This window comes from Corynebacterium lactis RW2-5, assembly GCF_001274895.1.
Classification (GTDB): Bacteria; Actinomycetota; Actinomycetes; order Mycobacteriales; family Mycobacteriaceae; genus Corynebacterium; species Corynebacterium lactis.
Map to the genome: position 1 here is coordinate 1,299,270 of NZ_CP006841.1, position 12,909 is coordinate 1,312,178.

The 12,909-nt window shown below is 58.0% G+C and carries 13 protein-coding genes and 1 tRNA gene; all 14 read left to right on the top strand.

All coding sequences use genetic code 11. From position 1 onward, the window contains the following. Nucleotides 1–257 precede the first annotated feature (257 nt). The 14 genes from CLAC_RS05715 (at nucleotide 258) to CLAC_RS05780 (ending at nucleotide 12,814) form a co-directional block, all read left to right on the top strand. Nucleotides 258–332: transfer RNA gene (locus tag CLAC_RS05715), tRNA-Val, on the top strand. A 269-nt stretch (nucleotides 333–601) separates the two neighbouring features. Further along, the gene (locus tag CLAC_RS05720) at nucleotides 602–1,207 is read left to right on the top strand and encodes a copper resistance CopC family protein (protein ID WP_053412075.1); all 606 of its coding nucleotides are present in this window, start codon (nucleotides 602–604) and stop codon (nucleotides 1,205–1,207) included. After that, nucleotides 1,207–1,842, top strand: coding sequence for a copper chaperone PCu(A)C (locus CLAC_RS05725; protein ID WP_053412076.1), 636 nt, complete (start codon nucleotides 1,207–1,209; stop codon nucleotides 1,840–1,842). Before CLAC_RS05720 ends, CLAC_RS05725 begins: the two co-directional genes overlap by 1 nt. A gap of 154 nt (nucleotides 1,843–1,996) precedes the next feature. Continuing rightward, complete coding sequence (locus CLAC_RS05730) at nucleotides 1,997–3,226, top strand: Dyp-type peroxidase (RefSeq protein ID WP_053412077.1); 1,230 nt, start codon at nucleotides 1,997–1,999, stop codon at nucleotides 3,224–3,226. Nucleotides 3,227–3,384: 158 nt separating this feature from the next. Continuing rightward, nucleotides 3,385–5,373: a threonine--tRNA ligase gene (gene thrS / locus CLAC_RS05735; protein ID WP_245622020.1), complete on the top strand. Its 1,989-nt coding sequence runs from the start codon at nucleotides 3,385–3,387 to the stop codon at nucleotides 5,371–5,373. A gap of 60 nt (nucleotides 5,374–5,433) precedes the next feature. Next, complete coding sequence (locus CLAC_RS05740) at nucleotides 5,434–6,054, top strand: ATP adenylyltransferase (RefSeq protein ID WP_053413302.1); 621 nt, start codon at nucleotides 5,434–5,436, stop codon at nucleotides 6,052–6,054. Beyond that, nucleotides 6,054–6,713, top strand: a complete 660-nt coding sequence (pgsA, locus tag CLAC_RS05745) for a phosphatidylinositol phosphate synthase (protein ID WP_053412079.1) — start codon at nucleotides 6,054–6,056, stop codon at nucleotides 6,711–6,713. The genes CLAC_RS05740 and pgsA overlap by 1 nt, the downstream gene beginning before the upstream one ends. 15 nt (nucleotides 6,714–6,728) lie before the next feature. Beyond that, entirely contained in the window at nucleotides 6,729–7,622 is an 894-nt protein-coding gene (locus CLAC_RS05750) for a phosphatidylinositol mannoside acyltransferase (RefSeq protein ID WP_053412080.1), read from the top strand. Then, complete coding sequence (locus tag CLAC_RS05755) at nucleotides 7,623–8,765, top strand: glycosyltransferase family 4 protein (protein WP_053412081.1); 1,143 nt, start codon at nucleotides 7,623–7,625, stop codon at nucleotides 8,763–8,765. A 67-nt stretch (nucleotides 8,766–8,832) separates the two neighbouring features. Then, the gene (locus CLAC_RS05760; protein WP_053412082.1) at nucleotides 8,833–9,354 is read left to right on the top strand and encodes a LemA family protein; all 522 of its coding nucleotides are present in this window, start codon (nucleotides 8,833–8,835) and stop codon (nucleotides 9,352–9,354) included. A gap of 166 nt (nucleotides 9,355–9,520) precedes the next feature. After that, on the top strand, nucleotides 9,521–10,423 hold the full coding sequence (pdxS, locus tag CLAC_RS05765; protein ID WP_053412083.1) for a pyridoxal 5'-phosphate synthase lyase subunit PdxS: 903 nt from the start codon (nucleotides 9,521–9,523) through the stop codon (nucleotides 10,421–10,423). A 61-nt stretch (nucleotides 10,424–10,484) separates the two neighbouring features. Beyond that, nucleotides 10,485–11,363: an acyl-CoA thioesterase gene (locus CLAC_RS05770; RefSeq protein WP_053412084.1), complete on the top strand. Its 879-nt coding sequence runs from the start codon at nucleotides 10,485–10,487 to the stop codon at nucleotides 11,361–11,363. Next, nucleotides 11,363–11,983: a pyridoxal 5'-phosphate synthase glutaminase subunit PdxT gene (gene pdxT / locus CLAC_RS12300; RefSeq protein WP_082313154.1), complete on the top strand. Its 621-nt coding sequence runs from the start codon at nucleotides 11,363–11,365 to the stop codon at nucleotides 11,981–11,983. The genes CLAC_RS05770 and pdxT overlap by 1 nt, the downstream gene beginning before the upstream one ends. A gap of 78 nt (nucleotides 11,984–12,061) precedes the next feature. Then, on the top strand, nucleotides 12,062–12,814 hold the full coding sequence (locus CLAC_RS05780; RefSeq protein WP_053412086.1) for a YebC/PmpR family DNA-binding transcriptional regulator: 753 nt from the start codon (nucleotides 12,062–12,064) through the stop codon (nucleotides 12,812–12,814). Nucleotides 12,815–12,909: the final 95 nt, after the last annotated feature.

Below are 12,909 nucleotides of genomic sequence, written 5' to 3' on the forward strand. Positions count from 1 at the left end.
TGAGTGTTCTTTTTGCATTGGCGATGCTGTAAGATTCGGGGAGTTTTCACGTGTGCAAATCTCTCCGGTGTAATTTAAAGTCCCGTGGGCATTCTCCGTCTAAACTTCTGTGGCTAATTTTGGCGGAATGGAGGGCTCGCAGGCCAAGTCGTATGGTTTTTGTTGTTGGTAGGGGAACGTGCTAGTTTCTTCTTCGGACCCGTTGCGCCGACGTTTCATTTGCCTGGTGTAATGGTTAGGCAAGTTCTCTTGTTTGAAGTCCCATAGCTCAGTGGAAGAGCGTTCCGTTCACACCGGAAAGGTCGCTGGTTCGATCCCAGTTGGGACTACCAATTAAAAACCCTGCGTAATGCAGGGTTTTTTCTTTTTGCTGGGGCTGTGTCTCTGGATATGCCCAATTGAGGATTGAAGGTCAAGATTGAATCGGGCCACCCTGGTGCATTTGTGGGAGCGCAGTAGAGGCGCATCGCAAATGTGATGTGTAACTCATTTATAGTTCTCGGGAACTTTAGAGGAGGTTCCCCCGACTATAACTATAAGGGCGTGATGGTCATTGCGCCCTAGGTTGGTTGTCTCACTTTTTAGGAGTTGTACTGCCCTCGTGAGTCCCCGGATCAATACGCAACTTAGTGGAGACAGGTTCCACGGTGATTGCCGCGCTAACGTGCGCCGCAGTGTGGTCGGCGCGTTTGTCGGCCTGGCTCTAGGCGCTAATGCGTTCTATGTTGCTCCTGCTGCGCTCGCCCATGACGCTGTAATCTCCTCGGTTCCTGCTGACCGTCAGGTCGTGCAGGAGTTTCCCCGCGAAGTGGTTTTGAGTTTCTCCGGCGACCCGAAGGAAAATTTCAATACGGTCGCTGTCAGTGACAGTGATGCCCAAAAAGTGTTGTACTCTCACGAACCCACCGTGATGGGAAACCAAGTCACGCTTCCAATTCCTGATGATGTTAATCCTGGTCCCGGTAATTACCTCGTAGGGTTCCAGATCACCTCATCCGACGGTCACTCCACCCGAGGAAAGATTACCTTTAAGGTCGCGGATGGGGCTTCGGCGGATGCCGAAGGAAATCAGACCGAAGTTCAGAGTCGCGATGGCACCGCCGAAGATTCATCCGCCGTCCCGCTATGGGCCTATGGTCTGGGCGGGGGCTTGATTGTCCTCATCGCCGTTGTCGTCGTCGTTATTAACCGAAAGGCAAGATCATAATGAAGCTCAATCGCACCGCTAGTGCCCTCGTCGCAGGTTCTGCCGCGCTCGCTCTCGTCCTGGCTGGTTGCTCCGCTGACGATAAGGCTGCTACGGCTACTGAGTCGGCCTCGTCCAAAGCGACCGAAGCTACCTCCGAGATGAAGGGCGACGAGGCAGCTGTCACCCTGAAGGATGCCTACATCAAGGAAAAGCCGGCCGATAAGATGATGACCGGTATCTTCGGGACTTTCACCAACAGCACTGATAAGGACATCAAGATTGAGTCCTTCTCTGTTGAGGGGCTGAAGGACGGCACCAAGTTTGAGCAACACGACACCAAGGATGGCAAGATGTTCCCGGTTGAGGGTGGCCTGACCATTCCGGCTGGCGGTGAGTTGGTATTGGCTCCGGGCAGCAAGCACCTGATGATTATGGACAACGACGAGGCCATGGAGTCCGGCGCCGAGTACAAGCTCGTCGTGAAGCTTGCCGACGGATCCTCGGTGACCCAGGACATCCAGGTTCGTGTCCAGGCTGCTGGTGAAGAGAACTACGGTTCCGACGGTCAGCTCGAGAACCCAGGCCACAATGGCAGCATGGAGGGCAAGATGGATGGCGAAAAGGGTATGGATCACGAAGGCCATAACCACTAAGAATCGCTGAATTTTTCATCGCATCACGCATCGTGTCGTGATGGATTAATACAAGGCGTCGAAGGGTAGGGTGTGAATAAAGCACCGCTTTCGGCGCCTTTTCGTATCTGACGCTGTTTTCGCGTTTATGGAAGTGAAAGGTAATAGAGCAAAGATGTCTCCCGATCTGTCCCGGCGTCATTTCCTCGGAGGCCTGGGGGTCGCCGCCGGAGCTAGCGCAGCTGCCGCTGCCGGGGCGTCCCAGGCACATGCAATTGGATTGGAGCGTGAGCCGGAAAAGCCAAAGAAGCCGCCGCTGCAAACTGCCACGGTGGCTTTTGATGGAGTACATCAGGCAGGCATTGACACTCCTTCTCAGTCGCACCTCTGGTTAATTGCCTTCAATATCAAGAAGGACGTGGACCGGACCCGGCTGCGAAACCTCATGCGTGTTTGGACTGATGATGCGCGTCGGATGACGGCGGGCAAGGCATCGCGTACCGATCTCGACTACGAGCTGATGCAGGCGCCGGCGAACCTTACTATCACTCTTGGCCTGGGGGAGAGGTTCTTCGAAGTCGCCGAAAAAGAAGCAGAAAAGCCCGATTGGCTGAAACCTCTTCCCGCATATAAGACCGACGAACTGCGCGAAGAGTGGAACGGTGGCGATCTTTGTCTGCAAATCTGTGCTGACGATCCAGTGGTGGTCTCGCATGCCGCTCGACTGATGATTCGGAACTCGGCGCCATATTTGGACGTTCATTGGATCCAGGAAGGCTTTCTCAATGCCAAGGGGGCGCTGCAAGAAGGGGAGACTCCGCGCAACCTTTTCGGGCAGAAGGATGGGACCATCAATCCGCGCGCCCGCGAAGAGTTCAAGGACCAGGTCTGGATTGAAAACGGTGCCGATTGGCTGCGCGGGGGCTCCGCGCTAGTCGTCCGTCGCATCGAGATGGACATGGACGGCTGGGATATCCTCGACCGGATTAGCCGCAAGGTGGCAACGGGTCGAGAGATTGATACAGGTGCGCCAATCGGAGGCAAAGACGAGTTCGAAACTGTCGACCTGTCCAAGACTGACGAGTACGGTTTGCCGTTGACCGATCCCCAAAGTCACGTGGCTCTCGCGATGCCTCCCAAAGAGTTGCCAAACCAAAAGCTCCTGCGCCGCGTGTATAACTACGACCTCCCGCCCGAAAAGGACGGTCGATTCACTTCCAACACGGGCCTGGTGTTCGCCTGCTATCAAAAGAACCCCCTGGAGCAGTTCCACCCTATTCAGCAGCGCTTGGCCGAAGGTGACCGGATGAACCAGTGGATTTTCCATATTGGTTCTGCTGTATTCGTGATGCCGAGGGGAACGTCGGAAAGCGAGTACTGGGCGCAGGACCTCCTCGCGGACTAAGCGCCGAGTGTGCGGTAAGGTGTGTGTTCGACTGAAGAAAGTCACCAGGTATGTGACCTTCTAAGAATTGTGAAAAGGAGTACACGCCCGCCGTGTCAGAAGTATCAGCAACCCCAGCCCCATTTAACGTGTCCGCAGGTGTGTCTGCGGGCGAGGCTATGAGAGACCTGGGTTACCCCAACAAGGGTGCCGACGCCATCGTTTGCGTCCGTGATCCTGACGGAACCCTCCGCGATCTGTCCTACGTTCCCGAGACCGACACCGTAATGGAGCCAGTTCCGGCGAACACCCCGGACGGTCGCGATGTCATCCGCCACTCGGCTACGCACGTGATGGCGCAGGCCGTGCAAGCAGAGTTTCCAGGCACGAAGTTGGGCATTGGCCCGGCGATTGACAATGGCTTCTACTACGATTTTCGGGTCGCCGAGCCGTTCACTCCGGAGGATCTCAAGCGCATCGAAAAGCGCATGAAGAAGATCATTAAGTCCGGTCAGCGGTTCGAGCGTTTCGCTTTCGATTCTGTAGAGGACGCGCAAGAGGCGCTCGCCGACGAGCCGTACAAGCTCGAACTCATCCTGGAGAAGTCCAAGGGGCAGGTGTCCGACGACGACGAGGCAAACGTCGATGTCGGCGGTTCGACACTGACCGGGTACCGCAACATCAACCCTCGTACCGGTGAGGTTGAATGGTTCGATCTCTGCCGTGGCCCGCACGTTCCGACCACTCGTTACATCCCCGCTTTTAAGATCACCCGTTCGTCGGCCGCGTACTGGCGCGGTGACCAGTCCCGTGATGGCTTGCAGCGAGTCTACGGCACTGCGTGGGAGTCGAAGGAGGCGCTGGACGAGCACCTCGATCGCATGCTGGAGGCGGAAAAGCGCGATCATCGTCGTCTTGGCCAGGAGCTGGACCTGTTTAGCTTCCCGGACGAGATTGGATCTGGTTTCCCCGTGTTCCACATCAAGGGTGGAATCATTCGCAACGAGATGGAGCAGCACTCCCGTCGCCGTCACATCGAGGCGGGATACGACTTCGTCAATACTCCGCACGTGACCAAGGGCGATTTGTTCAAGAAGTCTGGCCACCTGGACTTCTACGCTGACGGCATGTTCCCGCCGATGCAGCTCGACGGCGAATACGACGAGCACGGTAATTGCACCAAGGCGCCGCAGGACTACTACGTCAAGCCGATGAACTGCCCGATGCACAACCTAATCTATTCCTCTCGCGGCCGCAGCTACCGTGAACTGCCTTTGCGCATGTTCGAGTTCGGTACGGTGTATCGCTACGAGAAGTCTGGCGTTATCCACGGCCTGACCCGTGCCCGCGGATTCACCCAGGACGATGCGCACATCTACTGCACCGAGGATCAGCTCGAGCAGGAGCTTACCGATGTGCTGGACTTCATCATTTCGCTGCTGCGCGATTACGGTCTGGATGACTTCTATCTCGAGCTCTCGACAAAGGACGATAAGAAATTCGTCGGCTCCGATGAAATCTGGGAGAAGTCGACCGCTATCTTGCAGCGCGTTGCTGACGCCTCTGGCCTCGAACTGGTTCCGGATCCGGGCGGAGCCGCATTTTACGGTCCAAAGATCTCGGTTCAGGCGCGCGACGCTATTGGCCGTACCTGGCAGATGTCGACGGTACAGCTGGACTTCAACCTGCCGGAGCGCTTCGAGTTGGAGTACACCGCTCCGGACGGTTCCAAGCAACGCCCGATTATGATCCACCGTGCGCTGTTCGGTTCCATCGAGCGTTTCTTCGGAGTCCTTCTGGAGCACTACGCCGGTGCTTTCCCGGCATGGTTGGCGCCTGAACAGGTCGTAGGTATTCCAGTGGCGGATGACTGCATTCCGCACTTGCAGGAGTTCACCGCGCAGCTGAAGTCCCGAGGCCTTCGCGCACATGTGGATACCTCGGATGACCGTATGCAGAAGAAGATTCGCAACCACACCCAGGCGAAGGTCCCGTTCATGATTCTTGCGGGTGCTCGCGACATTGAAGCTGGTGCAGTTTCCTTCCGCTTCCTCGATGGCAGCCAGATTAATGGCGTCGCGGTAGACAAGGCGGTCGAGATCATCGCCGAATGGGTCTCGTCGCGCAACAATGAGCAGCCGAACAAGGAAAACGTTTCGGCCGATTAGTCGGCGGGAATGTGTAGGCTCCACGGGACTGCCCGCGGAGCAATAGCGAAGGGGTACGTGGTGGAGAGCTCGAAGCACACCGGGGCATCGTCGGAAAGCGAAACGCAATATGTTGACCGTGGCTACGGCGAGCCCGATCGGCTCGAGCGGCTGTGGGCACCGTATCGGATGAACTACATCGTCGACCGGGGCGTGCACGTCAAGGCTGCGCCCCATAACCCCTTCGTTGAACTGCCGTCGCGCTCGGATGAGGATGCCCTCATCGTGGCGCGTGGCGAGTTCGTCTACGCGATTTTGAACCTGTTTCCTTACAACCCGGGGCACATGATGGTGATCCCTTACCGTGAGGTCGCCAACCTTGAGGACTTGACGGCAGAGGAATCAATCGAGTTGATGCAGTTCGCGCAGCATGCTATCCGCACCCTTAAAACGGTGTCACGTCCGCACGCGATCAACGCTGGATTTAACCTGGGGAAGGCATCGGGAGGCTCGGTTGCCGATCACTTGCACATGCATATCGTGCCCCGGTGGACCGGGGACGCTAACTTCATGACCGTGATCGACGGGACCAAGGTTCTTCCTCAGACGCTAAAGGCAACCCGACAGTTACTAGCAGATGGCTGGCGCGAAATCGCGGAATCAGACGCTGAGCAGGCCTCCCATCAGGAGGGGAACTCCTAGTGCTGAGTGTGCGTGGGCGAGCGCCCATCAAACCAGTTGTCGAACCGATTGCGAGGGCATTCAACAAAGCCGGGATTAGCCCTAATGCGGTGACCCTAGTTGGAACGTTTATTTCCGTTGCCATCGCAGTGATTCTCATCCCGACCGGTCATTTGGTCGCAGCCGCGGTTTTGATGGCCATCTTCACCGCGTTTGATTTGCTGGATGGCACCATGGCGCGGTTGCGCGGCGGAGGCACTAAATACGGCGCCACGCTCGACGCCTCCTGCGATCGTATTACCGATGCGGCTCTGTTCGGTGCGATTGCGATGTGGATTGTCTATTCATTCGGTGCTCCGAAGGTGCTACTTGCGCTGACGTTAATCACCATGGGGGCATCGCAAGTTATTTCCTACGTCAAGGCCCGCGCCGAGGCGAGTGGACTCAAAGTCGAGGGCGGCGTGGTCGAGCGCGCTGAACGTCTCATTATCGCGCTTCTGGGCATCGGCCTGCAAGGGCTTGGTGTCAGTTTCGCGCTGTCTGCAGCGATGTGGATTCTGGCGGTCGGGTCTGTATTTACAGTTGGCCAGCGCCTTTACATGGTTGCCAAGCAACCCGGGGCGCTTGATCGGATCGCTCCGCCGAAGGGCGCTAGCGACTCCGCGACTAATCCGAACTAAAAGGAGACGCAGTCCATGCCGCGTCTATTCTTTCCTCGTACTAAAAAGGACCTGATCGCCCTCGGCTACATCGCGGGGTGGAAGTTTCTCGGCTTCGTCCCTGAGAAATTGGCCTATCGACTAGGCGATGCCGTCGCCGCCCGTGTCTGTTCTGGTGGCGGTCCTGCGCAGCTTCGCGCAAACTTGGCGCGCGTCCTGAGCTGCTCCGCGGAGGCGGTTCCGCAGTCGCTCGTGGAGGCATCGATGCGTTCCTATATGCGCTACTGGGTCGAGGCTTTTCGCTTGCCGACGATTGCGTCCCCGCGACTGGCGGAGGCCTTGGAGAACTCTGGTCACGGCCTAGAGCGGATTGGCGAAGCGCGCGCTGCGGGTGACGGGGTGGTGCTGGTGTTACCGCACAGCGGCAACTGGGACATGGCGGGGGTGTGGCTAGTTTCCCGCCATGGCGAATTTACGACCGTAGCGGAACGCCTGAAGCCGGAGGTCCTCTATGACGCTTTCGTCGACTTCAGGCAGTCGTTGGGTTTCGAGATTCTCCCGTTGACCGGCGGTGAATCCGCACTACCGACTTTGCGCGAGAGGTTGAAAGACGGCGGTATTGTTTGTCTGCTCGGCGATCGGGACTTGAACTCCTCCGGCGTTGAGGTGGCCTTCTTCGGCGAAACGACGACTATGCCTGTGGGGCCTGCTCTCCTCGCGCAACAGACTGGTGCCAGGTTGCATCCAGTAGGATTGTCCTTTTATCGAGAAGGCTGGGGCTTGAAGGTGCATCGTCAGGTTCCGACCGAGGGGCGTGAGCTCGACGAAATTACTCAGGATGTAGCGCGGGCTTTCGAGAAAGATATTGCGGCGCATCCGGCCGACTGGCACATGCTGCAGCCGTTTTGGACCGCAGACAGGAGGAAATAGGTGCGCATCGGAATGGTTTGCCCTTACTCCTTCGATGTTCCCGGCGGGGTGCAGGTTCATGCAATCGACCTCTGCGAGGAACTCATAAGCCGCGGCCACGAAGTCAGCCTCATCGGCCCAGCCAGCGAGGAATGCGAACTGTCCGACTTCGTTGTTAAGGGCGGCGCGGCGATACCCATTCCATACAACGGTTCCGTCGCCAGGTTATCCTTCGGTCCCCGTACACGCCGAAAGGTGCGAAGCTGGATGCAAGAGGGAAACTTCGATGTCCTCCACATCCATGAACCAAACTCTCCCAGTTATTCCATGTTGGCGTTGGCCAATGCCGTGGGGCCGATTGTGGCGACATATCACTCCGCTGCCACGAATTCGTTGGCCCTGAAGCTGGCGACGCCATTTCTGCGGCGCTACCTCGAACGAATTCGCGGAGGTATTGCTGTCTCAGAGGTCGCTCGCCGATGGCAGGTCGAGCAGCTCGGCGGGGATCCAGTCCTCGTGCCAAACGGAGTCCGCGTGGCGGATTACGAGTCGACACAGCCTTCCACAGCGTTCCCGGAAATCCCGGCTCGCAGGACCGGCCATCCCCGGATTGTGTTTCTTGGGCGCTTCGACGAACCCCGTAAAGGCTTCGACGTCCTTCTCGGCGCGCTGCCAGAAATTCGACACCGATTTCCCCAGGTTGAAGTATGTGTGGTCGGAGACGGGGACGCCGAGGCGAGCCGTCGTAAAGCGGGAGAGAATGCGTCGGCTCTGCGTTTCCTCGGCAGGCTTTCGGAAGAGGCGAAGGCCGCGATTCTCGGCGACTGCGAAGCCTACATCGCCCCGCAGAGAGGTGGCGAGAGCTTTGGAATCGTGCTGGTCGAAGCGATGGCAGCGGGCGCGCCCGTCATCTCCTCGGACATCGATGCCTTTAGACTGGTGCTTGATGACGGAACCTACGGCCTGCAATTTTCCAACGGTAAATCTTCTGACCTAGCAGATGCCGTCATTCGGTTGCTTGAGGATGAGGGCCTGCGGTCCGAATTGAGGCAGCGGGGGCATCGCCGTGCATGGGAATATGACTGGTCGACCATTGCAGATAAAGTGCTGCAGGTCTACGACACGGTGCGATTGGATGGGGAACGGGTCGTGGTCACACCCTGACAGTCGCTCAGCAGGCAATGAATCGCTGGGCCGGGGTCAACCAAAATGAGGTAAGGGAGTAGAACGAATGGTCACGTTGCCACTGTGGGTAATCGTCTTGGCGGTTGCGTTATTTTTGGCGCTGTTGTTGGCTGTCGTGGCTTCGGCGACCGCTACAAGGCTGAACCGGATGCATATCCGGACTGACCTGGCGAGAGCTTCACTCGAGGCGGCCCTGGGGAGGCGCGCGGCGGTGGCGAGAGCGACTTTTCCCGAGTTGAGCCCGGCAGTGGCGAAAGCTGAGGCCGCCCCGGTGTCCGCGCGGGAGCTCAACCGCAGGGCCGATGCGGAAAACGAGCTGACAAGGGAAATCGTTCGGCTATCTGAGCGCCGACCACCCGAGAGAGCCTTCGCAATCGAGCTTGCGGACGTGCATACGCGCGTGGAATTGGCACGGCGTTTCTATAACGATGCGGTGACGGACACCAAAGCGCTGCGTGCGCTCCCTCTGGTTCGAGTTCTGCGCCTTGCCGGCACAGCCCCTGAACCCGAATACTTCGAGATGTCGGACGTTCTCGCGACCAGGTCAGCGACTGAATCGAAAGGATAGCGCGTCGTTCGCGGAATTCCCGGTAGGTAATGAACTGGACTGTCTACCTCAACGGCTATAGTGGTGCCTAGGCTTTTACCCCTCAAATGCGGTTCGCAATCGCCGCGAATAGTGGTTTTCGGGGTAAACAGCCGCATTATTAAACCAAGTAGGGAAGTAGGGTTCGTTGAGCACTGTTGATAACAACTCCGGTCAGGGCACAGCTCGCGTCAAGCGCGGCTTTGCAGAGATGATGAAGGGCGGCGTCATTATGGACGTCGTTACCCCGGAGCAAGCGAAGATTGCCGAAGATGCGGGCGCGACCGCAGTTATGGCTCTGGAGCGAGTGCCCGCGGACATCCGCGCCCAGGGCGGGGTCTCCCGCATGTCGGACCCGGACATGATTGAGGGCATCATCAACGCCGTCTCCATTCCCGTGATGGCTAAGGCTCGTATCGGTCACTTCGTTGAGGCCCAGGTACTGCAGTCCCTCGGGGTCGACTTCATTGACGAGTCCGAGGTGCTCACCCCGGCGGACTACTCCAATCACATCGACAAGTTCGACTTCACGGTTCCGTTCGTTTGCGGTGCGACGAACCTCGGCGAAGCCCTTCGCCGTATCAACGAGGGCGCAGCCATGATTCGCTCCAAGGGTGAGGCCGGGACCGGCGATGTCTCTAACGCCGTTACTCATATGCGCACGATTCGCGCGGAGATCAACCGACTGAAGTCGATGGCCTCGGATGAACTCTACGTGGCGGCCAAGGAGCTTCAGGCGCCGTACGAACTCGTTCGTGAAGTTGCGGAAAAGGGCAAGCTCCCCGTCGTCCTTTTCACCGCAGGCGGAATCGCTACCCCTGCTGACGCTGCGATGATGATGCAGCTTGGCGCTGAGGGCGTCTTTGTGGGATCGGGCATCTTCAAGTCTGGTGATCCGGAAAAGCGCGCTAAGGCGATCGTCCAGGCAACGCAGCACTACGACGATCCCAAGGTCGTCGCCGACGTCTCCCGAGGCCTCGGAGAGGCCATGGTGGGTATTAACGTCGACGATATTCCTCAGCCGCACCGCCTCGCGGAGCGTGGCTGGTAAGACACCTAGCGTCCGGAAAGATTAAGGTTTTCCGGGCGTGTTTTTTAAAAGAGAGGAAATCATGGCGGACATTCGCGAAGTGCTAGACCTCGAGCGCATCGATCGGGACATTTTCCGCGGTCCGGTAATTAAGTCGATTCTGCAGCGCACCTTTGGTGGTCAGGTTGCCGGCCAATCCCTTGTGGCTGCCACGCGTACGGTCGGCTCTACGTTCGCCGTGAATTCTCTCCACGCGTACTTCGTCGGCCCCGGTCGGCCGCACATTCCTACAGTTTACGTCGTCAAGAGGATTCGCGACGGGCGCTCTTTCTGCCACCGCTCGGTGGAAGCAGTCCAGGATGGTCGCACGATTTTCGTCATGCAGGTTAGCTTCCACCGCAAGGGGGATACCGGCATCGAGCACTCGGATATCATGCGTTCGGTGCCGAAGCCTGAAGATGTCGTCACCGATACCTCGAAGATGACGGATACGCGGCGTCTCCTGCTACGTGAGTGGGCTGATTGGGATATTCGAGTTATCGACGAGGGCGATTTCGAACATAACAAGTATACGAATTCCCAACAGCTGGTCTGGTTCCGTGCGAAGGACCGGTTGCCCGACAACGACACGTTCCACGTGTGCACCTTGGCGTACATGTCGGACATGACATTGCTGTCCTCGGCGCTCGTTCCGCATCCCGGCGTCGAGGTTCAGGAGGCGAGCCTTGACCACGCGATGTGGTTCATGCGCCCCTTCCGCGCTGACGAGTGGCTGCTTTACGATCAGATTTCCCCGTCCGCACACGCTGGACGGGCGCTCACCCACGGTCGCATTTTTAACCAGGCTGGTGAGTTGGTTGCGGTGGTCACGCAAGAGGGCTTGACCAGGACCCTGGCGCCCGGTGTGGAATCGGTGCCGCATACTGCAAACTTCGACCCCCAAAGCGAGAACCTCGATTAATGGCGAATGAAACGATTGGTATCCTGGCTCTTCAAGGCAATGTCGACGAGCATGGATACGTTCTCGATCAGCTCGGGGTAGCCCACCGCAAGGTCCGGCTGCCTCGGGACCTCGACGGAATCGACGGCCTCATTCTCCCCGGCGGTGAATCGACGACCATGAGTAAGCTGATGGTCTTCAACGAGCTCGAAGCTCCGCTGCGCCAAGCGCTTGCCGACGGCCTGCCCGCGTTCGGCACCTGCGCCGGGATGATCCTGCTTGCCGACGAGGTCTTGGATACCCGGCCAGATGCAGTCAGCCTCGGGGCCGTTGACATGACGGTTCGACGAAATGCTTTTGGACGGCAGGTCGACTCCTTCGAAACCGATCTTGAAATGCCGGCACTGCGAATCGCCGAAGGGGAGAAACCACTTCATGCGGCGTTCATCAGGGCGCCGTGGATCGAGCGTGTCGGCGACGAAATCGAAGTTCTGGCCCATGTGCCCGAGTCTGCGGGAGAAGCAGCAGGGGCAATGGTCGCGGTGCGGCAGGGAACGGTAATGGCGACGAGCTTTCATCCTGAGTCGACCGGGGAAACTCGCGTTCACCAATTTTTCCTCCGTGAGCTTGTCGGGTTTTAGCCGCACACTTTGTATAATCGACGATTGACGTTTCCCACGCACGTGGGACTTTGATGAGAGGAAACTAGGTACTAGCAAATGGCGGGTCACTCAAAATGGGCAACCACCAAGCACAAGAAGGCTGCTAACGACGCCAAGCGCTCCAAAGAGTGGGCAAAGATGATTAAGAACATCGAGGTCGCGGCGCGTACTGGTGGTGGCGACCCAGCTGGTAACCCGACCCTCGATGACATGATTAAAAAGGCGAAGAAGGCCTCTGTCCCGAACGATAACATCGAGCGCGCCCGCAAGCGCGGTTCTGGCGAGGAGTCCGGCGGTGCCGACTGGGAGACCATTGTCTACGAGGGTTACGCACCCGGCGGCGTGGCAGTTATCGTCGAGTGCCTGACCGATAACCGCAACCGTGCGGCATCTGAAGTTCGTTCCTCCTTTAATAAGAACAACGGAAATATGGCCGACTCCGGTTCCGTGTCTTACATGTTCGAGAAGAAGGGTGTTGTTGTCCTTCCCAAGGGCGAACTGTCCGAGGATGACGTCCTGATGGCCGTACTGGATGCTGGTGCTGAGGAGGTCAACGACCTGGATGAAAACTTCGAGGTCGTCTCTGCATTTACTGACCTGATGGCAGTACGCACCGCTCTGAAGGACGCGGAAATTGAGTACGACTCCGCGGATCAGGATTACCGCGCCTCCACCATGGTAGAGCTCGATGCCGAAGGCGCCCGAAAGTTCCTGCGCCTGGTTGACGCGCTTGAAGATTCGGATGACGTCCAGAACGTATACTCCAACGCATCCATCAGCGATGAAGTGATGGCCGAGCTGGACGCCTAAATCGTCACAAAGAAAAATAGGGGCACCGCAAGGAATGGATTCCTGCGGTGCCCCTGTTTCGCGTTTCAGAAAGGGTGGGAGGCATGGGCTTCGCA

What these genes read in the sequence shown, in the direction of transcription:
- CLAC_RS05725 (WP_053412076.1), top strand. Translation starts at nt 1,207, where the DNA reads ATGAAGCTCAATCGCACCGCTAGTGCCCTCGTCGCAGGTTCTGCCGCG.
- CLAC_RS05730 (WP_053412077.1), top strand. Translation starts at nt 1,997, where the DNA reads ATGTCTCCCGATCTGTCCCGGCGTCATTTCCTCGGAGGCCTGGGGGTC.
- thrS (WP_245622020.1), top strand. Translation starts at nt 3,385, where the DNA reads ATGAGAGACCTGGGTTACCCCAACAAGGGTGCCGACGCCATCGTTTGC.
- CLAC_RS05750 (WP_053412080.1), top strand. Translation starts at nt 6,729, where the DNA reads ATGCCGCGTCTATTCTTTCCTCGTACTAAAAAGGACCTGATCGCCCTC.
- CLAC_RS05760 (WP_053412082.1), top strand. Translation starts at nt 8,833, where the DNA reads ATGGTCACGTTGCCACTGTGGGTAATCGTCTTGGCGGTTGCGTTATTT.
- CLAC_RS05770 (WP_053412084.1), top strand. Translation starts at nt 10,485, where the DNA reads ATGGCGGACATTCGCGAAGTGCTAGACCTCGAGCGCATCGATCGGGAC.
- pdxT (WP_082313154.1), top strand. Translation starts at nt 11,363, where the DNA reads ATGGCGAATGAAACGATTGGTATCCTGGCTCTTCAAGGCAATGTCGAC.
- CLAC_RS05780 (WP_053412086.1), top strand. Translation starts at nt 12,062, where the DNA reads ATGGCGGGTCACTCAAAATGGGCAACCACCAAGCACAAGAAGGCTGCT.